Annotated in this window: 17 protein-coding genes; 6 read left to right on the top strand and 11 right to left on the bottom strand. The window is 72.5% G+C overall.

The genetic code is table 11. From position 1 onward, the window contains the following. Window positions 1-109: 109 nt before the first annotated feature. The gene (locus ABZW30_RS08500; protein WP_355670271.1) at window positions 110-1936 is read left to right on the top strand and encodes an SUMF1/EgtB/PvdO family nonheme iron enzyme; all 1827 of its coding nucleotides are present in this window, start codon (window positions 110-112) and stop codon (window positions 1934-1936) included. 7 nt (window positions 1937-1943) lie between these two features. Here the strand turns inward: ABZW30_RS08500 and ABZW30_RS08495 are convergent, their stop codons facing one another. Then, on the bottom strand, window positions 1944-2375 hold the full coding sequence (locus ABZW30_RS08495; protein WP_355670270.1) for an NUDIX hydrolase: 432 nt from the start codon (window positions 2373-2375) through the stop codon (window positions 1944-1946). Window positions 2376-2419: 44 nt separating this feature from the next. On the opposite strand from ABZW30_RS08495, the gene ABZW30_RS08490 reads away from it, so the two are divergent. The 5 genes from ABZW30_RS08490 to ABZW30_RS08470 all read left to right on the top strand — a co-directional run bounded on the left by ABZW30_RS08490 (window position 2420) and on the right by ABZW30_RS08470 (window position 5587). After that, window positions 2420-3241, top strand: coding sequence for a hypothetical protein (locus ABZW30_RS08490; protein WP_355670269.1), 822 nt, complete (start codon window positions 2420-2422; stop codon window positions 3239-3241). Between the two features lie 342 nt (window positions 3242-3583). Continuing rightward, the gene (locus tag ABZW30_RS08485; RefSeq protein WP_355670268.1) at window positions 3584-3844 is read left to right on the top strand and encodes a hypothetical protein; all 261 of its coding nucleotides are present in this window, start codon (window positions 3584-3586) and stop codon (window positions 3842-3844) included. Further along, complete coding sequence (locus tag ABZW30_RS08480) at window positions 3841-4785, top strand: endonuclease/exonuclease/phosphatase family protein (RefSeq protein ID WP_355670267.1); 945 nt, start codon at window positions 3841-3843, stop codon at window positions 4783-4785. Before ABZW30_RS08485 ends, ABZW30_RS08480 begins: the two co-directional genes overlap by 4 nt. A 69-nt stretch (window positions 4786-4854) precedes the next feature. Continuing rightward, the gene (locus ABZW30_RS08475; protein ID WP_355670266.1) at window positions 4855-5079 is read left to right on the top strand and encodes a hypothetical protein; all 225 of its coding nucleotides are present in this window, start codon (window positions 4855-4857) and stop codon (window positions 5077-5079) included. A 34-nt stretch (window positions 5080-5113) separates the two neighbouring features. Further along, on the top strand, window positions 5114-5587 hold the full coding sequence (locus tag ABZW30_RS08470; protein WP_355670265.1) for a hypothetical protein: 474 nt from the start codon (window positions 5114-5116) through the stop codon (window positions 5585-5587). A gap of 247 nt (window positions 5588-5834) precedes the next feature. Here the strand turns inward: ABZW30_RS08470 and ABZW30_RS08465 are convergent, their stop codons facing one another. From ABZW30_RS08465 to ABZW30_RS08420, 10 genes are all read right to left on the bottom strand, one after another. Next, a complete protein-coding gene (locus ABZW30_RS08465; protein ID WP_355670264.1) occupies window positions 5835-6635 on the bottom strand; it encodes a class I SAM-dependent methyltransferase in 801 nt (266 codons plus the stop codon). 42 nt (window positions 6636-6677) lie between these two features. Further along, on the bottom strand, window positions 6678-7541 hold the full coding sequence (locus tag ABZW30_RS08460) for a phytanoyl-CoA dioxygenase family protein (RefSeq protein WP_355670263.1): 864 nt from the start codon (window positions 7539-7541) through the stop codon (window positions 6678-6680). Continuing rightward, window positions 7538-9691 carry a phosphoketolase gene (locus ABZW30_RS08455; RefSeq protein ID WP_355670262.1) on the bottom strand — a complete coding sequence of 718 codons (2154 nt, stop codon included), beginning with the start codon at window positions 9689-9691 and terminating at the stop codon, window positions 7538-7540. Before ABZW30_RS08455 ends, ABZW30_RS08460 begins: the two co-directional genes overlap by 4 nt. After that, the gene (locus ABZW30_RS08450) at window positions 9688-10806 is read right to left on the bottom strand and encodes a hypothetical protein (protein ID WP_355670261.1); all 1119 of its coding nucleotides are present in this window, start codon (window positions 10804-10806) and stop codon (window positions 9688-9690) included. The genes ABZW30_RS08455 and ABZW30_RS08450 overlap by 4 nt, the downstream gene beginning before the upstream one ends. Window positions 10807-10834: 28 nt before the next feature. Beyond that, a complete protein-coding gene (locus ABZW30_RS08445) occupies window positions 10835-11521 on the bottom strand; it encodes an HAD family hydrolase (RefSeq protein WP_355670260.1) in 687 nt (228 codons plus the stop codon). 23 nt (window positions 11522-11544) lie between these two features. Next, window positions 11545-12747, bottom strand: a complete 1203-nt coding sequence (locus tag ABZW30_RS08440) for an enolase C-terminal domain-like protein (RefSeq protein WP_355670259.1) — start codon at window positions 12745-12747, stop codon at window positions 11545-11547. After that, window positions 12747-13811 carry a radical SAM protein gene (locus ABZW30_RS08435; protein ID WP_355670258.1) on the bottom strand — a complete coding sequence of 355 codons (1065 nt, stop codon included), beginning with the start codon at window positions 13809-13811 and terminating at the stop codon, window positions 12747-12749. Before ABZW30_RS08435 ends, ABZW30_RS08440 begins: the two co-directional genes overlap by 1 nt. Before the next feature lie 91 nt (window positions 13812-13902). Next, a complete protein-coding gene (locus ABZW30_RS08430) occupies window positions 13903-14325 on the bottom strand; it encodes an ATP-binding protein (RefSeq protein ID WP_355670257.1) in 423 nt (140 codons plus the stop codon). Between the two features lie 238 nt (window positions 14326-14563). After that, a complete protein-coding gene (locus ABZW30_RS08425; RefSeq protein WP_355670256.1) occupies window positions 14564-15802 on the bottom strand; it encodes a helix-turn-helix transcriptional regulator in 1239 nt (412 codons plus the stop codon). Between the two features lie 97 nt (window positions 15803-15899). Further along, window positions 15900-17030: a helix-turn-helix transcriptional regulator gene (locus tag ABZW30_RS08420; RefSeq protein WP_355670255.1), complete on the bottom strand. Its 1131-nt coding sequence runs from the start codon at window positions 17028-17030 to the stop codon at window positions 15900-15902. Window positions 17031-17319 lie beyond the last annotated feature (289 nt).

Genomic DNA, 17319 nt, shown 5'->3' with positions numbered 1-17319 from the left:
GACCGGGCACTGCGTGTCCCATGCGGACGCGGTACCACCAGCGCCCCGGGTGTCGGCACTTGGGGAGAACAGTCAACCCATCAGCACGGTACGAGAATTGGAGACCAGGGTGAGTACGCAGACGTGGAGCGAGGGCGAGCAACAGGAGGAGGACCCGGCGCGCAGCGCCGTGGACATCGCCGAGCACGTTGCTGCCCTGTTCAGGCCGGAGAGTGCCCCGCTCCTCACCCTCGGCGTGTTCGAGCGGGTGGGGTCGAACTGGGTCAGCGACACCCTGCGCCCCTACCTGCCCCAGCACAACGAGCCGTTCCGGCAGCAGTTAGGCGCGCGCCACCCCCTCTCCCCCAACAACTCTCGCCCGCCGGGTCCGGCCGACACGGACCTCCCCGGCCTGCCTGCCCATCACCTCGCCTGTGCCTTGGCCGACCTCTACGGCACCGATCGACGGCACATGGTGAAGGAGACGAACTTGTGGCTCGCCACCGGCGCGATCACCAACCTGCTCCCGAACTCCCCCCTCCTCGTCCTCTCCCGCGCCCCCCTCGGCATCGCCAGCTCCTTCGCACGTGGCAACCTGTTCGAGCGCTGGCACTACGCCTCCCGCTACGCCATGCTCGGCGATGCGGCGCGCAGGTCCGCCCACTGGGCCGCCTGGTCCGCGCTCCTCCCCGAGGACGACCCGGAGCCCGCCGTCGCCCTTGCCCGCCTCATCGCCTTCAACACCCTCCTCCTGGCGCAGGCGGTCAGGAAGGACGTCGGCGGGATCGGGCGTCCCTGTGCCCACCTCGCGTACGAGCGCCACGTCCTGGCCCCGGAGTCGGTGCGCGCCACCCTCGCCACCTACCTCGACATCCCGCTGCCCGCCCAGGCCCAGGCCGGGACGGCGACGGCCGGCGCTCGGGGCGCGGACACCACATTCGCTACCGGGCAGCACAAGAGCGAGCTGGTCGCCGAGGTGGACGCGCGCACCGCCGCCCTCGTCCCCCACCACGTAGCCGAGACCCTGGCCCGCGCGGGCAACGTCGTGGAGCACCAGGTAGTCGAGATCACCCGACACTGGCTCAGCGGCGACGACCTGTACGAGGTGCGAGACCCGGCCCCCTCGGTACCGCGTCCCCGTGCCGGGACGGCCCAGAGGGAGGAACGGCGGCCGGGCCCTGCCTCCTACCGCCCGGCGGTGGAGGGGAGCACCGTGGCGTGGCGTACCCACCTCATCAGCAACGCGGAGGTGGCCGAACTCCTGAACATCCTCAGCGAGGCGGGGATGGACAACACCCGGGACGGCGTCAACCTCTTAATCGTCCCGATGAGGGTGCAGCGCGGCGGTCGACTCCACCAGGACCAGAGCAGCGGCCGGTGGCGGCCGACCCCAGGGTACGAGCACCACCCGGCCTACTGGGTCACCTGGCTGGGCGCCGCCGCCCTCGCCGCCTGGCACGGCGCCCGGCTCCCCAACCGGGCTGAGGTTCTGCAAGCCGCGGCGCTCGCCCCCACGGTCTACAACGCCGACTACCGCTTCGGCGACGCCACTACCGTCATCGAGCCCGGCCGCGACCCCGGCGACATCCACCACCTGGTCGGCAACGTCCAGGTGTGGTGCCAGGACGGCCCGGAGGCCAGCGGTCTTGAGTTCCCGCTGCGCCGGTACCTCGTCGGCGCGGCCTGGAACACCCCCGCGACCCGGGAGGCGGTGGTCGAGGAACGCTCTCGCTACCTCCTCGGCGCCTCACGCGGCGTCGGCGTCCGCCTCGTCCGGGACCCGAGCATCAGGGCGGCGGACGAGATTGGCGCGTGGGAGCTCGCAGAGCGCATCGGCGCCTGGGTCAACTCCCTCGACCCCACCGGAGTCCCGGTGGGCTACCTCGACCAGGCCCTCGTCACCGCCCTGACCGGCCCCTGCGCCGAGAGCGGCGAGGCCGAGGCCGGCCAGGACTGAGCAGCGGTCAGAGGCCGATCGCCGACTTCGGGCCCACGTAGGCCCCGGCGCCCGTCCACCCGGACCGGGCCAGATCCACGAACCGCTCGCTGAACCCGAGGTCGGCCAGATCGTCCAGCGCCACCCACTCCACGCCCCGGATCGGGCGGGTGTCGGCACCCTCCTTCACCTGCCCGATCGTCCCCTCGACCACCTCGACCTCGAAGGAGATGTGTACGACGTGCGCCTTGGTGACGTCTGCGACGTACAAGAGGCGGCCGACCTCCACCTCCAGGCCAGTCTCCTCCAGCATCTCCCGCCGGAGTGCTTCTTCCAGGCTCTCCCCGTCCTCCACCTTGCCACCGGGCAGGGACCACGTCCTCGACCCCTCGGTGTCCTGGTTCAGCAGCAGCAGCTGCTTGTCACTGTTCACGGCCATGCCGGTCACTCGCGTATGCATCCCGGCACCGTACTCCCGCCCAACTCCCGCACGGAGGCGATCTGATGAAGACGCAGAACAGCACCGCCGTGGTCATCGCGGCCGGAGGACTGGGCACCAGAGTGGCCGGGTGGTCCACGTTCATACCCAAGGAATTTCGCCCTGTCGAGGGACAGCCCGGCCTGGTCCACGTCCTCCAGGAGGCGGAAGCGGGCGGAGCACGGCGGGCCGTGGTCGTTCACCACCCCTACTACACCGGCCTCGCGGACTGGAGCAGCAGGGTGTTCGGCCCGGGCGGCACCGCCCGCTACCGCGAGCTGGCCCAGCAGTCGGACGGGCACCAGCACTTGACCGGCCTGCACGTCGACTTCGTGCCCCAACGCGGCCGGTACGCCGACGTCACCAGCGCCCTCAACGGCTCGGAGCACCTGCGCACTGGCGACATCTGCCTCGTCTTCTCCGACAACGTCGACCCCGCGCACCGAGCCCTCGCCGAGCTGGTCAACGCCACCGACCCGGACCACCCCGCTGTCCTCACCAGGCCGTTCGACATCAACCGCGCCTCCACCCACGGAGTCGTCATCTGCGCCGGCACCGGCCCCGTCCTCACCATGACGGCCCTGGTCGAGAAACCGGACTTCGTCAGCGCCGCACGACTGGTGACCGAGCACGGCGTCGACCGCCTACGGCTCCTCCAGGGCCGGATGCGGATCACCCCGCCGCTGCTCCACCACCTGGCCGCCACCGCACGGCACGCCCAGCAGGCGGAGCCGAAGGTGTCCCTCGGCCTCGCCTCCTACGCCCGTCACCACCAGGTGCAGGTGGTCACCAGCACGGTGCCGATGGTCGACCTCGGAGCCCCCGACCTGGAGCGGGCGGCGTCGTGACCCAGGAACAGGGGCCGGGGCAAGAATGGCGGCCGAAGGTATGGAGGGGGATAGAGGACAGGCGCCCGGCAGCCGACCGGCGCCCCCCACCAGTCGACCAGCCGCCCGCGCGCGCCAAGCGGCAGCGTGCCAGCGCCCCGGCCCGGCCCGGCGGCCGGAGGAGTACCCCGGGCTCCTTATCCCCGACGTCCCCGCCCGGCCCGCCGCTCCGGGGCCGCCGCCCGGCACCTGGCCCTCCCTCTTTCTCACCCCGCCCCCGGCCGTACCCCCGCCGCCCCGCGCCCCCATACCCCTCTACCAACGCCCCTGGCACCGCCCACCCCGGAACGAGACGAGGACACCATGACGACCAATCAGACCGCCAAGCCCTCCGCGGCTGCCGGCCTGCCGCAGCGCAAGCGCGGCACCCACTGGCAGGAGCCGCCTGCCGCGCCCTCGGGCGCGTTCCTGCCGCAGGGCCCGACCCCCGCGCGGTCGGACCCGCGAGCAGCTGCGCACCGCACCGCCGAATTCCTCACCCACAGGCCCCGCCAGCAGTGGCTGTCCGTTGCGGAGGCGTTCGACACCCCGTCCGCCGTCCGCCCCACCCGGGACGGTCGATGATGGGCCGCACAACGAAGTTCCGCTTCCTCGTCCTCAACGGCGAGCACGACTTCGGCGGCCACGAGACACCTGAGTGGCGGCGGGTGCACGAGTGGATTCGCAAGGAACTCGACCCCGACGTGATCCTCCGCCAAGAAATGACCTACTCCACGCGGGAAGGACGGCGCGGCTTCCACGCCGCCCGCCACGCCCTCGGCATGACCGGCGTCATGGCGGCCGGCACGACCCTGGAGAGCCCGAACCCGACCGGGATCTTCGTGAAGGAGTCCGGCCTGCGCCTGGTCTCCGACTACCCGCAGGTGACGAACTGGTGGCACCCGGCGACGCAGGTCCGGGTCGCGCACGTCGGCGAGCACTACACCACCGAGCTGTCGCTGGCGTCCGTCCACCTCGACTGCAACTCCCCCACCCAGCGGCTGCGCGAGGCGGAGATGGCGATCCGCTGGGGCGGCACAAAGGAGGTGGAGGACGAGAAGGGGCAGCGGAGGCAGGTTACCCAGCCCTGCATCATGGGCGGCGACTTCAACTCCTACTCCTCCTTCCCGGACGAGCTCGGCCCGCTGCCCGACATGGCGGCCGTCCGGGACCGGCACCACGTCGTCCACCGCACCCTCCCCGACCGCCTCACCCCCGACACCCGCCCCTGGGACACCCTCAACACCGCCGGGTTCACCGACCTCGCCCTCCACGCCCACCACACCCTCGGGCAGAGGAAGGCCCTGCGCGGCACCTCCCACCGCCGGACGGACCAGGGCGCGGTGAAGGGGCAGCAGCATCCGCGCATCGACTTCATCTTCGCCAACGGCTCCATCCCGGAGGCGGTGGAGAGGTTCGAGGTGGTGGAGGTGCCTGGCGGTGCGAGTGACCACCACGGCCTGTACGTCGTGTTCAGCCCCCACTCCTTCTGGCAGGCGGTGGAGGAGACCGCCCGGCCCAGGTAGGCGGGTGGGCCGGTCGCCCGTGCGCCCGCCACCCGGCCCCGCGACAGTCGTTGCGGCCGTGGCGTCCCGGTGGAGCAGAGTGCGGGGCTGGACACCGCGCTCCTCGCCGTCCTCCTGGGCGAGGAGTTCGCGGTGGAGGAAATGACCGTGTCAACGGGCACCACGGCCCCCTACCTCTACCGCCGCACCTACACCCCCGACGGCCTCACCACGTACTGCATGGTCCGCATCGCCGACCTGCACACCTACGGCTTCCCACCCCTGACCGCTGACCCGGAGCTGCGTCCCAAATAGGGGACGCCGCCCGCTGCATGGAGAACCCGCCCTGATGAGGCTCGGCCACCCACCCACCTGCACCTGCCCGATCTATGCCGACCCCCCGATCTTCGCCCGCACCAACCAACAGATGGCCGAGGCCCTGGCCGAGTGGCCGAAGAGGGTGAAGGCGCAGAGCACGGGGGCGGTGACGCACGCCGCCAGGAGCGAGCGCACCCGCTGCGGCTTCCTCATCCTCGAGTCCGACGTGGAGAGGCCAGGGTGCGCCACCGTCACCTGCTGGACCTGCCTCAAGCCGGAGGCATCGCCGACGGCGAAGGTAGACGGGCGGCGCCTGGGACCGCGACGCAAGGGATCGGTCCAGCCGGAGGATCTGGCGGCCTGGGCCACCCGCCGCGCCACCGCGGCCGTCACCGCGGCCCTCACCAGCTGCAAGTCGGACGCGGTGGCCCGTGCGCTTCGCGTCCTCGGCAACCCGGACGAGACGCAGCGCGCCGCCCTCCTCTACCTGTTCAGCGCCGACTGACAAAGCGTCGGATCGTCAGCGCACCGGCCCGGGTCGACCCCCGGGCCCCGAAAGGGAAGGCCCCACGCGATGCGGATGCTGTACCTATGGCGCTACGTGTCCTGTCAAGTTGTCTCAGGGCTCTGTGTCTCAGCAGATGCTGGTTAGCCGCGAGACCTTGTGTCTCACGGCTGGCGCCATGAGGAAGGGCGGCTCCGGAGGCGTGTGGCCTCTGGAGCCGCCCTTCAGGCTGTCTGTGTGGTCCCTCTCAGTGCCGGGTGGCGATAATCGCTTCGGTGCGGACGAGCTCGTCGAAGCGCCGTTCGGGGTTGAAGGCGGTGAGGGCTTCGCGCAGGTCGTGTTCGAAGGCGTCCTTCTGGTCGCCGAGCTGGGCGGGGCTGCTGTAGCTGTAGGAGAACTGCAGGCCGATGACCTCGTCGAGGGTGCGGGTGATGGTGCGGTCCCAGCGGGCGACCTCGATCTTGGAGAACGGGGAGCGGGCGACGACGTCCTGGTGCCGTTCCTTCGGGTGGCTGTAGGTGCCGGAGCCGGCCCGCCGCTCGGCGCCGAGGTAGCGGGTGCGGACCTCGGTGATCACCTCCAGCCAGGGGGCGGGTTCGACGTCGCCGGGGGCCCCGCCGGAGGCGAGGACGACCGCTCCGCCGGGGGCGATGAGGTGGTCGAGGTCCTTGAGGAGCTGGTCGCGGTCGGTCCAGTGGAACGCGGCGCCCATCACGGTCAGCAGCACCGGCCCGAGGTCCAGGGTGTGGAGGGTGGTGGAGTCGCCCTGGAGCCAGGTGATGTTGGTGATGCCCGCCTCGTCGGCGAGCTTGCGGCCCTCGGCGAGCATGCCAGGCTCGGGGTCGACGGCGATGACATCGCCGACCAGCCGGGCGAGCGGGAGGGCGAGGACGCCGGTGCCGGTGCCCAGGTCCAGGACGCGCTGGGTGCCGTCGAGCCCGAACTTCTCCTTGAGCAGGTCGTAGAGCTTCGGGTCGTAGCCGGGCCGGTATTTCGCGTAGTAGGGGGCGGTGGAGGCAAACAGTTCGTCGGGCGTGTAGGCGGTCATGGTCCCCAGTCTTTCGCGGACGCGAAGTCAGTTTGTGGCTCTTCAGGAGGAATGCGGCGGATTGGAGTTGACGCGCTCCCACCACTGCTGGAGGGCCCAGGCTCCGGCGCCTTCGTGGGTGACCGAGCCATCCGGGTTGCGGTCGGGGGTGCCCAACAGCTGGCGTTCGATGTCGTCGAGGTCCGGGTGCTCGCGCAGATGCGGGGCGGGGTCGTCGAGGCCGGCGAGCCAGCGGTAGCCGTATTGCATCATCACGGCCAAGCGGGGGTGGCCGGAGGTGTTGAGGCCGCCGGCATGCCAGGTGCGGTTCTCGAACAGCAGGACGTCGCATGGTCCGAGGTCGGGGATGATGGCGCCGGGCGGGTCGATGGCGCCCTGGGGGACGGTGACGGGGCCGGTGTCGTTGCCGCTGCCGGGCAAGACCATGGTGATTCCGGCGTCAGGGGTGATGTCGCTGAGGTAGTAGGCGGCCTTGATCGACAGGCGGGGGATCTTCTCGCGTCCGAGGTCGCGGGTGGCGGAGGCCATGTCGCGGTGCCAGCCGTGCCGTTCGGGGACGCGGATGGTGCGTGTGCCGCTGGAAGGGATGGACGGCATGTAGATCAGGTTGCTGGACATCAGGTGCAGGTTCGGGCTGAGCAGGCCGACGACGGTGGGCAGGACGGCCGGGTTGGCGACCAGCGGCAGGAACGTGCCGTCCATGGCGACGACGCCGCGGAAGCCGTCCTTGCCGTCGGTGCTGCGGTCCCGGCCGGCGGTCCGGTCCGTGGCCAGCAGCCGCAGGCTCGCCTCTGCGAGCCTCTCGCGGAGTTCGGGGCTGATCGCGTTCCGAAGGATGAGGTAGCTGTCGCGGTCGAACGCCGCGAGAGCGTCCGGGTCGGGCGGGACCGGGATGGTGCTGGTCATCGGCGGTGCTCCTCGATGAGTCGGGTCGCGCGGGCGGACAGGGCCGGGGCGGACAGGTCGGCGTGTTCGAGCAGGGCCTCGTTGCTGCTGGGGCGGCCGGGGTCGCGGTAGCCGACCACGTGGAAGCGGTCCGCCTCGCCGCGGGCCGCGAGCAGGCCGCGGACGGCGCCGGGGAAGGTCGGGACGGCCAGCAGGACGGGGCGGTCGGTGCCGAACAGGTCGGTGAACGCCTGCCGTGTCAGGGCGCCCGGCCAGGTCCCGGCCGGGCCCAGTACGGTGAGGTCGTTGATGTGCAGGTATCGGATCGTAGTGGCGGCCCGGACGCGCCGGAGGTTGCGCGCGGCCTCGGCGAGTTGACGGGCCGGGATGTCCCCGGCGGACGCCAGGACCAGGTCCGGGGTGCCCCGGCCGAAGGACAGGTGGGGCCAGATCGCGGCCCCTCGGGTGAGCTCGTCGCGGAACGGTCCGGGAGGGAAGTTCACCCCGTCGTGCTTGTCGGTGATCAGGAAGTTGACGCGGTCGCGGCTGGCGAGCATCGCGGCGAGGACGGCGGCGGCCCGGGTGGCGTCGGCGGGGGTGTAGATGTGCACCGACGGGTCTTCGAGTTCGAGCATCGCCGAGGCCAGGCCCGGGTTCTGGTGGGTGTAGGTGTTGCGCCAGCCGAGCGAGGTGATCAGGTAGTTCACCGAAGGCAGGTTCGCGTGCCCGGCCGCGTAACGCAGGTTGCGGTGCTTGAGGTGCTGGACGAGCAGGCTGGTGTTTACCGGGGCGAACGCCTCGTAGGTCGCGAGCACGGCGTCACGGCCCGTCTCGGTGTAGCCCTGCAGCCATCCGTGGCAGATCTCCTCGTTCAGGATCTCCACCGCCCAGTCGGGCGTGCTGCCATCCAGGCTGAGGCTGAGCCGGTTGGAGGCGATCTCGTCGGGGCTGAACAGCCGGAACCCGGGATGCTCGGCCCGGGCCCGCACGACCGCGCTGACATCCGCCCAGGGCCGCAGCTGGCCTGCCCCGAGCCTCACTGCAGGTTGTCCGGACGGCGCCCGCTCGGCGGGGCCGGGCAGGGCCCGGCGGACCAGGTCGGCTGGGCGGCCCTGGGCGGTCAGCAGCTCGGTGGGCCGGTAGGAGGCGAGCCAGTTGGCGAGCGCGGCGAACTCGGCCTCATTGTCCAGCGGTCTGGCCAGCGGTGTCTTGTGGACCGCAGGTGTCCCGGCGATCTTCCGGCCGGCGACCTCCTCGGGCCCGGTGTGGCCCTTGGGCATGGTCAGCACCACCACCGGCTGCGGGCCCTGTTCGCCGAGCGGCTGCAGGGCGGCGAGCGCGTCGGCAAGCAGGCGGCGGAAGGCGGGCAGGTCGACGCCGTCGGTGACCAGCGGCCGACAGCCGAGTCCGGTGAAATAGGCGGCCATCTCCTCGCCGGTCAGGCCGGCCAGGAGGGACGGGCCGCCCATCCGCAGGCCGTTGGCCAGCACGACCGGCAGCACCGCCCCGTGCTCGCCCGTGCCCGCCAGAGCCCGGCGGGCGAGCCAGGCCGCCGCAGTGGCGCCGGTCTCCAGCTCCCCGTCGCCGATCAGCGGAACGACCAGGCGGTGGGGAGCGTCCAGGGCCATGCCCTGGGCGACGGCGAGCGCGGGGCCGAGCTGCCCGCCGGTGTGCCTGACTCCCGGGATCAGCGGGGTGATCTCCGAGCCGAACCGCTGGGCGTCCGGGAAGCTCGCGACCAGGGCCCGCAGGTCGGCCATGGACCAGGCTTCGCTGCCGGTCAGGGGCAGGTTCTGGTTGAGGTAGGCGTGGGCGAGCGCGGACGGCCCGGCGTGTCCGGCGCCGTGCAGCACCAGCAGCTCTGAGCCTTCCGGCCGCCGCGCGGTCAAGGGGCCGAGGTGGGCGAGCAGGTAGTTCACCGGCGGACAGACCCCCCAGTGACCGCGCGGGCTGGCCTTGAGGTCGTCGTGCCGCAGCGGCCGGGCCAGACGCGGGTTGTCCGCGAGATAGAGCTGGGCGGCGGACAGGTAGTTCAGGGCCCGCCAGTAGGCGTCGACGGCCTCGTCCGGGACGGCGGCGCGGGCCTCGGCCGCGGCCCGTCCCCAGTCGGGGAAGCCGGCCACCGCCGGGGCGGGGCCGGGGATGGCGGTGGTGGTGAGGGCGGTGGTCACTTCGGGCTCCGGGTGCGGGCGGCGGCGACGGCCGCGGTGATGCGGTCGGCGCGGACCTGGGGGTCGGCGGACTCGGTGATCAGGTGGAGCATCTGGGCGCGTTCGTGATCCGGCAGGACCGCCCAGTCGGCTCCGGACTCCGTCAGGGCGGTGGCCAGGTCGTCGGGGACGCTGTGCTGGGCGGCCTCGCGGATCCCGCGCAGGACGAGCGGGACGCCCGCCTGGTCGGCCGGGTGCTCGACGGGCAGGGCCGCCTGGCCGGCGGCGGAGACGGCGACCAGGGTCCGGATGCCGGACTGCGGGAAGGCGACCCGAAGGCGCCGTCCACGCAGTCCCGCAGGTCCCTGGCAGGGCAGCAGCAGGACGGGCCGGCCGCCGAGGCGGGAGGGCCTGGCGAGGACGTGCAGCACCTGGTCCGGGCCGGGCAGCGGCTGGAGCGTGCCGACCGGGCCGGTGCCGGGGGACTCGGTGACGGCGATGACCCCTCCGGCTGTCCCGGCCGCCCGGCGGGCCGCCTTGTGGGCGAACAGGCAGCGGTCGACGGTGGCCAGCAGCCGGTCGGTGAAGGTGTGCTTCCAGGCGTTGCCCTCCCGTCCGGCGGGCAGATGGCAGGGACCCGCGACGGCGAGCGCGAACGACACCTGGGTGGGCAGCACCTCGGCGAGCCGGTCGCGCAGGCCGGTGACGGCCTGGTGGAAGGCGGCCGGGTCGTCGACGGCGGCGGCGATGATGACCTCGTCGCCGCCGAAGGTGGCCGCGCAGGCCGCTGGCCAGGGCTGGTCACGGAACCAGGTCCGGGTGGCGGCCCCGAGCCGGGCCATGACCTGGTTCCCGGCCAGGTGCCCGAAGCTGGCCGCATCCGTGGCGTTCGCCTGCTCGACGTGCTCCTTCAGTCCGTCGACGTCGCCGATCGCCAGGGCGACCAGGCCGCCCGCCTCCAGTTCGGCCGCGAGCGCGCGGGGGATGGAAGTGTGGAAGTCCGGGAAGGCGACCAGCCCGGTGAGCGGGTCCTCCCGGCTGCCGGTGCACCACTGGCGAATCGGCATCGCCGACGGGTCGAACAGCGGCACTGACGTGGCGAGCACGTCCTTGGTGGTGTTGGCGCTCTGGTCCATCGAGGGACCTCCCCTGGGTGACGTGGGATCAGCTGCGGGCGGGCAGCAGGTGGCGGAGCGTGCGCAAGGTGCGGATCGTGACGGCCGGCGGATCGGCCATCTGCGGCAGCCGGGTGTCCTCGGGGCGGTGCAGGTAGGCCGCGTGCCAGCCCGCAGCGACGGCGCCGGCGGCGTCCGCGCGGGCGGAGTCCCCGACGTGCAGCAGCTGGTGCGGCTCCAGGCCGGAGATGGCTTCGACGGCAGCGAACGCCTCTTTCTCGGGCTTGCAGAAGCCGGTGTCGGCGGAGTAGACGACCGCGTCCAGCAGCGCGTGGAAGCCGGGCGCCTGGTCGGGGATCGAGGAGCCGAGCGAGTTGGTCATCGCGAACAGGGCGAACCCCCGGGCTCGCAGCAGCTGGAGGGCGGCCAGGGCGTCGGGGAACAGCTGCGGGGACGCCGCCCGGGTGCGGGCGCCCTCCAGCACCCGGTGCAGTGGCTCGAACGCCTCCGGCCGGCCGAAGTCGCGGGCGAGGTGGGTCGCCAGATCGGCCGGGGTGACGCGGCGGCGCTTCGCTCCGGCCTCCATCACCTCCCGGGCCTCCTGCAGCGTGATCCCCAGGACGTGGGCGACCTGCCCGGTGGTCGGGTGTGTGTCGGTGACCACCAGGGTGCCGCCCAGGTCGAAGCAGACCCCGCGGACCGGGGCCCAGAGCGAACTCCGCTCGGCCCCGGTCAAGCGTGGCCTCGGCTGACGGCCGGTCATCGGCCCACCGACCAGAGCGGGTCGTCGCCGGTCGTCGCCAGCCGCCCGGCCAGCCCCTGCATCGTGCGGGCCTGAACCCAGCCGCCCTCAACCGTCAGCGGGTGTTCCCGGATCTGCTGCCGCAGCGGCTCGACGGTCAGGTGGTATTCGACGGCCGGGACCTTGTCGCGGCAGCAGGCGGCGGCCAGCGCCAGTCCGGCGTTCAGGTGGGCGCCGTGCGGGAAGACCGGGATTCCCAGGTCCGCGGCCGTCTCGACGGTGTGCAGGGAGCGTACGAGGCCCCCGGCCCAGCCGACGTCGATCTGCCAGACGTCCACCTGCCCGTCGGTCAGCAGCCTCGTCTGCTCGGCCTCGTCGACCGCGTGCTCGCCGGCCGCGAGCGGGACCCCGGCATGGACCGATCGCAGCCGCTGCCAGCCCCAGGAGCCGGGCGGCACCAGTTCCTCCGCCCAGTGGATCCCGAGGTCGGCGAGGACTGGCAGCAGCCGAAGCGCGTCGTCCAGGTGACAGCGGCCCAGGCCGTCGACCATGAACGGTCCCTCACCCGCCGCTTCCCGCAGCCGGCCGAGCGTGGCGGCGACCGCGCGGGGCCCGGCCAGGATCAGCTGCTTGGTCAGCGGCCACTTCTGGCCCCAGAACCCGGCCCCGGCGATCCAGGCTGCCGCCTCCCCGGCGGCCGGGTGGGCCGGGTCCAGACCGAGCGCGGACGCGTAGGCCGGGACACGGGAGCGGACCTGTCCGCCGAGCAGGTCGACCACGCTGCTGCCGGACGCGGCCGAGGCCAGGTCCCAGCAGGCCAGCTCGACCGCGGAGACGGCCTGGCGGGCGTGCGGACCCGTCCGGTGGCGCCCGGTGGCCTTCCGGTAGGGCAGGCGGCGGTGCTGGGCGGCGTCGTGACCGATCAGCCCGGCCGCGTGGTCGTCCCGGATCACCTGCAGCACCGGTGAGCTGACCGGACCGTGCCAGCCGAGGCCGCCGTCACCGACCAGGCAGAGCGCGAACCGCTCGCGGTGCTCGGCCCACTGGGGCCCGGCCGGCTCGACCGCGGCGGCGGCGATCTCCTTCGGCAGCCCTTCGGGCAGGCCCGCCTCCTGCGGGGGCAGGCGCCATGCCTGGACCTCGCGGATCACCGTGCCTGCCTCCCGGACCGGCCCGTCGTCGCAGCGGCCCGCCGCGAGGACCGTGTCGGTGGCCGCCATCAGATCCTCGCCCCGGTCAGCTCTTCACCGGCGAAGCTGAAGCACCACGGGCTGCGGTAGTTCTGCCACCACGCCGGCCGAAGCCCGGTGTCCGCGAACAGTCCCTCGATGTTCCGCCGCATCGTCAGGTGCCACTCGATCGTGTCCGAGCCGGGCGTGCGGTAGACGTCCATGAATGGGTTGTGGGCCTGGTAGGTCTGGAAGCGGGGGAACGTCGTGGTGACCGGGACGAAGTGCTTAAGGTTCTCGACGGCCGGCTCGATCGGGTCCAGGCCGACGATGTAGGTGAAGTCCGTGGTGATCCCGCGGCCCTTCGCGTGGCCGAGGGCGGTGACCATCTCCTGCGGGGTGAGCTTGGCCTTGGACTCCTTGAGGATCTGCCTCCGCTCGGTGAAGCACTCGGCGGTCAGGGTGAGGTGGAACGGGCCGAGATCCGCGGCGGTGTCCAGGCCGGTCTCGGTGGTCAGCACCGAGGACAGGAAGTGCAGGATGCCGGTGCAGCCGTTCGCGCCCATCGCCGTACGGACCTCCGCCAGGTGCTCGAGCGCGAGGTGCTCGTGGAGGAAGCAGCCGGTGCAGACCGTCACCGTCTCCACCGGCGCGAGGTCCTCAAGGCCGGAGTACGCGGCGAGCGCGCCGAGGTAGCCGGCCAGGTCGAGGGCCTTGATCTTCGGGTCGGAGGCGTCCTCCAGGGTGTTCGGGCAGAACACGCAGCCCGTGCACTGGGAGCGGGCGTTGGAGTTGAGGGTGAGCATCTTGTGCCCGTTGCGCCAGTAGCCGAGCACGGCGTCGTCGTCCTCGATGCCGTCGACCTCGCCGACCTTGATCCCGCCCAGCCGCAGCTCGTGCTCGTCCAGCTCGAACGGGGAGTCCTGCCGGCCGAGCGACAGGATCAGGAACAGCGGGTCGGCGGGGCGGGAGTCCAGGCGGAGCTGGAATCGCATGCGGGGCTTGGTCAGCGGCGAGCGGGCGCCGCAGGCGTTCAGGGCGATCAGCAGCACGTCCTCGGTGTTGACGTTCCACTGCTTGGCCACCTTCTCCAGGTGGGCGACCGATTCGAGCATCTCGTTCTCCTTCACGCAGTCGTGTGCGGGCAGGACGCGGCCGGGCCGGCAGCATCCGGAGGAGCGGTCGTGCGATGGTGCGAGCCGGGCTTCAGGCGGCGGCCGGGGGAAGCGGCAGGCGGACGACGACCGCCTTGCCGCCGGTGGAGGCGTCCTCCACGACCTCGTGGCTGCCGCGAGCCTCCTCGACCAGCCCCTTGACCAGGGCCAGCCCCCAGCCGCCCGAGCCGTGCGGAGCGGGCAGGGCCTTGGGACGGAACGGGTGAGCATCCGCGACGGACGCGGTCAACTCGGCTTCATCAGTGCTCAGTTCGACTGTGGCGGTCGGGGAGAGCAGGGCCGCGTGCCGGGCGACGTTCGTGACCAGCTCGCTGACGATCAGGCAGGCGGTGTCCACCAGCACCTCGTGCAGTCCCCAGCCCGTGAGGACCTTCCGCGTCTCCCGACGGGCGACCGGAACGTGCTCGGCGATCGACAGGACCTGGAACACGTGGCTCATCGCGTCGGTGGACATCACAGCCCCTCCCTTCCGGGGTGACCCTGCAACCCGAGATCACCGAAGGTAAGGGAAGGAACACGCTGCGGTGTTCACGGCCGTGAACACAATGCCCCGAACACGGCTCGGGGGCTCTTCCTGGCGGAAGAGCCCCCGAGAGCAAGGCACTTGAAGTTGTGAAACGCGCCGATGGTGAAGGCCGCGTCCCCGTACTCGTCAACGTGCTCAGTCAAGTACGGACGAACGTGCCCAACAGTCAGAGCTGCAAGCCCATGCGGTGGGCCAGCCCGCGGAGGTCCCGGGCGGCGTGCGAGGGCAGCTGGCGGTCGAGCAGGTCGGAGACGGTGTCACGGACGAGCGCGTTGGCGTGGATGCGCTGGGGCGCGACGTGTTCGGCGGCCAGCAGGGACGCGACCGCGTCGGCGTCCCGGCCACGCAGGTGTGCGAGGGAGCGGCCCAGGTCCGCGCGGAAGGCGGCCTCCCGGCCCGGGGCGGCCAGGATCTGCGGGCGGACGCCGCCGCCCGCCGCGACGGCCTTCCCGTGCAGGCCGAGGTCGGCGTTCAGGCTCACCTGGTGGATGCCGACGTTGGTCGGCCCGAAGTTCAGGTGCCATGCCTTGGTCTCGCCGGTGCGGGCAGCCAGATCGGCGGCCTCCGCCAGGTGCTGGTTGATCTCGCGGGTCCGCTCGGCGCCCGAGCGGCGGACATCCTGGGTCAGGCAGGTCGCCTGGATCAGGTGCAGCTCGCCCAGCAGCGCGTGCGCGGCCGGACCCGCCAGGTGCCGCTCAACCTGGTCGGCGGCCTGTCCCGCGCGGGCCAGGGCCTGGGTCGGGCTGCCGGCCGCCATGAGCACGTGGGTGTGGAAGAACCCCGACAGCGCGTGGTAGATCGGGTCGTCCAGCTCGGCGATCGCCTCGGCCGCCCGAGTGACCGCGATGAACGCCAGGTCGGTGTAGCCGAGATTCTTCAGCAGCAGCGTGCAGGCAGGGTGGTAGGCGTCCGCCAGCAGCCGCAGCAGGGCCTGCCGCCGGGAACCGGTCGCCGTGTCCACCACGGCGTGCAGGTCCCCGAGCAGGCCGGGAAGCACCTGCGCGACCTGGCCGTACTCGCAGGCGTGATAGAGGCGGTTGGCCTCAGCGACCCGCTCGACCAGCACGCTGACCGGACCGGCCGGCGGGTGCCGGTCGGGTGGAAGAGCCAAGTTCATGCCCATCAGGGCCAGGCGAAGCGCCGGGATCGCCTCGTGCGCGCTCGCCGCGGACGGGTCGGCGGGAGCGTAGGGCTGACCGGTCAGTTCGGAGGGGGCGATCTTCAGAGCCTCGGCCAGCGCGGTGATGTGCCCGGTGCGGTCCAGGTGCCGCTGGCCGTTCTCCACCATCGACAGGAAGCCGACCGACAGCCCCGACAACCCGGCCAGCGTCCGCAGGCTCATCCCGCGCTGGCGGCGGGCGGCCCGCAGCTGCTGGCCGACCTGCTGGGCCTGCTCTTCACTCATCGCGCCCCACCCTCACAGTTCCGGTGACCAAGCCGTAGCGTAGGGCGACTGCCGGCCCGTCAGAACAGGTTTGCCGGAACCAGGCAGCTCAGACTCATCACATCCCGGCCCGACCGGCGATCTGGCGGACCGCCTCCGCTGCCGCCCGGTCGCCGGTGCGGGCGGGCAGGACGGCCAGCAACTCGCGGGCGAACGGGGACAGGCGGACCCGCAACGGCGCCAGGGCCTCGGCCTGGACCAGCAGGCCGGCCGCCGTGTCCTCCTGGCCGAGCCGCGCGTGAGCGGATGCGGCGGTCACCAACAGCCGGGCCCGCCCGGCCGCCTCCAAGGCGTCCAGATCCGCCGACCGGGCATGCTCGACCACCTCGACCGCGGCTGCCGTCTCCGCCGCGACCTGGACGTAAGCCGCCTTCACCGCCGAGCGTGCCTGAACGTCCTGGGCCCGCCCGGCCGCTTGCTCAAGCAGCCGGTCGGCCGCCTCCCGCCGCCCAGCCGCCGCGTTCGCCACCGCTTCCAGCAGCACCAGGCCGGCATCGCCACCGGCATCCTGAGCCCGCTCGACCCTGGCGAGCGCGTATTCCGGCAGCCCCATGTCGATCAGCAGCCGAGCCTCCTCGACCAGGACCGACACCGGCTCCGGCCCGCCGGGGCGGGCCCGGTGCAGCAGCATCCAGGCCAGATCCCGGTAACCGACGCGCCGCAGCAGCCCGGCCGCCGCGACGTGCCCGCGCACTCGCAACTCGCCCGCCCGCTGCCGGGCGGCGGCCGGCGCGGTCGCGGTGACGGTGTCGCCCAGCCGCATCAGGCCCGGCAACGCGAGGGCCAGCGCGTGCTCGTCCCCTGCCGCTTCGGCCGCCAGCACCAGCCCCATTCGGGCGTCGAGGTCCTCCACCGAGCCGGTCGGCTGTGTCGGGCCCGTCTCGGCGAGTTCGCGCCGCAGCTGGAAGGCGACGGAACGCACCAGCGCGTGCTCGCCGCCACCCGTCGGTGGATAGGGCTGTCCGGTCAGATCGGCAGCGTCCAGCCGCAGGGCCCCTGTCAGAGCAGCCAGGTCGCGACGGCGGTCCACCCAGTCCCGGCCGCCTTCGAGGTCCGCGAGGCGGCCCGGGGAGATCCCGGTCCGCGCGGCGAGCTCGTCGACGCTGACCGCCCGGCGGGCCCGCCAGAGCGACAGGTGCCCGCCTATCGGGCTCCCGCCCGCCTGATCGCCGTGTTCGTCGTGCCTCACGGGGCCTGCTTGTTCCTCCGCCGTCGCAGCCAGTGCCAGTCGAAGGCAGGCTCCCTCCGACCCGCGGAGGCCCCGTGCGAGCGCATATGCCCTTCGCGCGACCACAGTAGTGACCCAGACTGGTCCGGCGCGAACAGCAACCACAGGCTGGAACGGAGATTTTCGTATCAGGCAGGGAGCATCAGGTCCACGTCCAACCCTCGACCACGCATGGCCCGGCGACTCTGTTGCCCAATTCGGCTGCGCAGCAGAGACCGGTCAGGACAGTCGCAACGGCCCCCATGTTGCT

Origin of the sequence: Kitasatospora sp. NPDC004669 (assembly GCF_040609455.1) — a bacterium.
Lineage (GTDB): Bacteria > Actinomycetota > Actinomycetes > Streptomycetales > Streptomycetaceae > Kitasatospora.
Note: the sequence above shows the minus strand (reverse complement) of the source record. Positions and strands in the feature narration are given on the sequence as shown.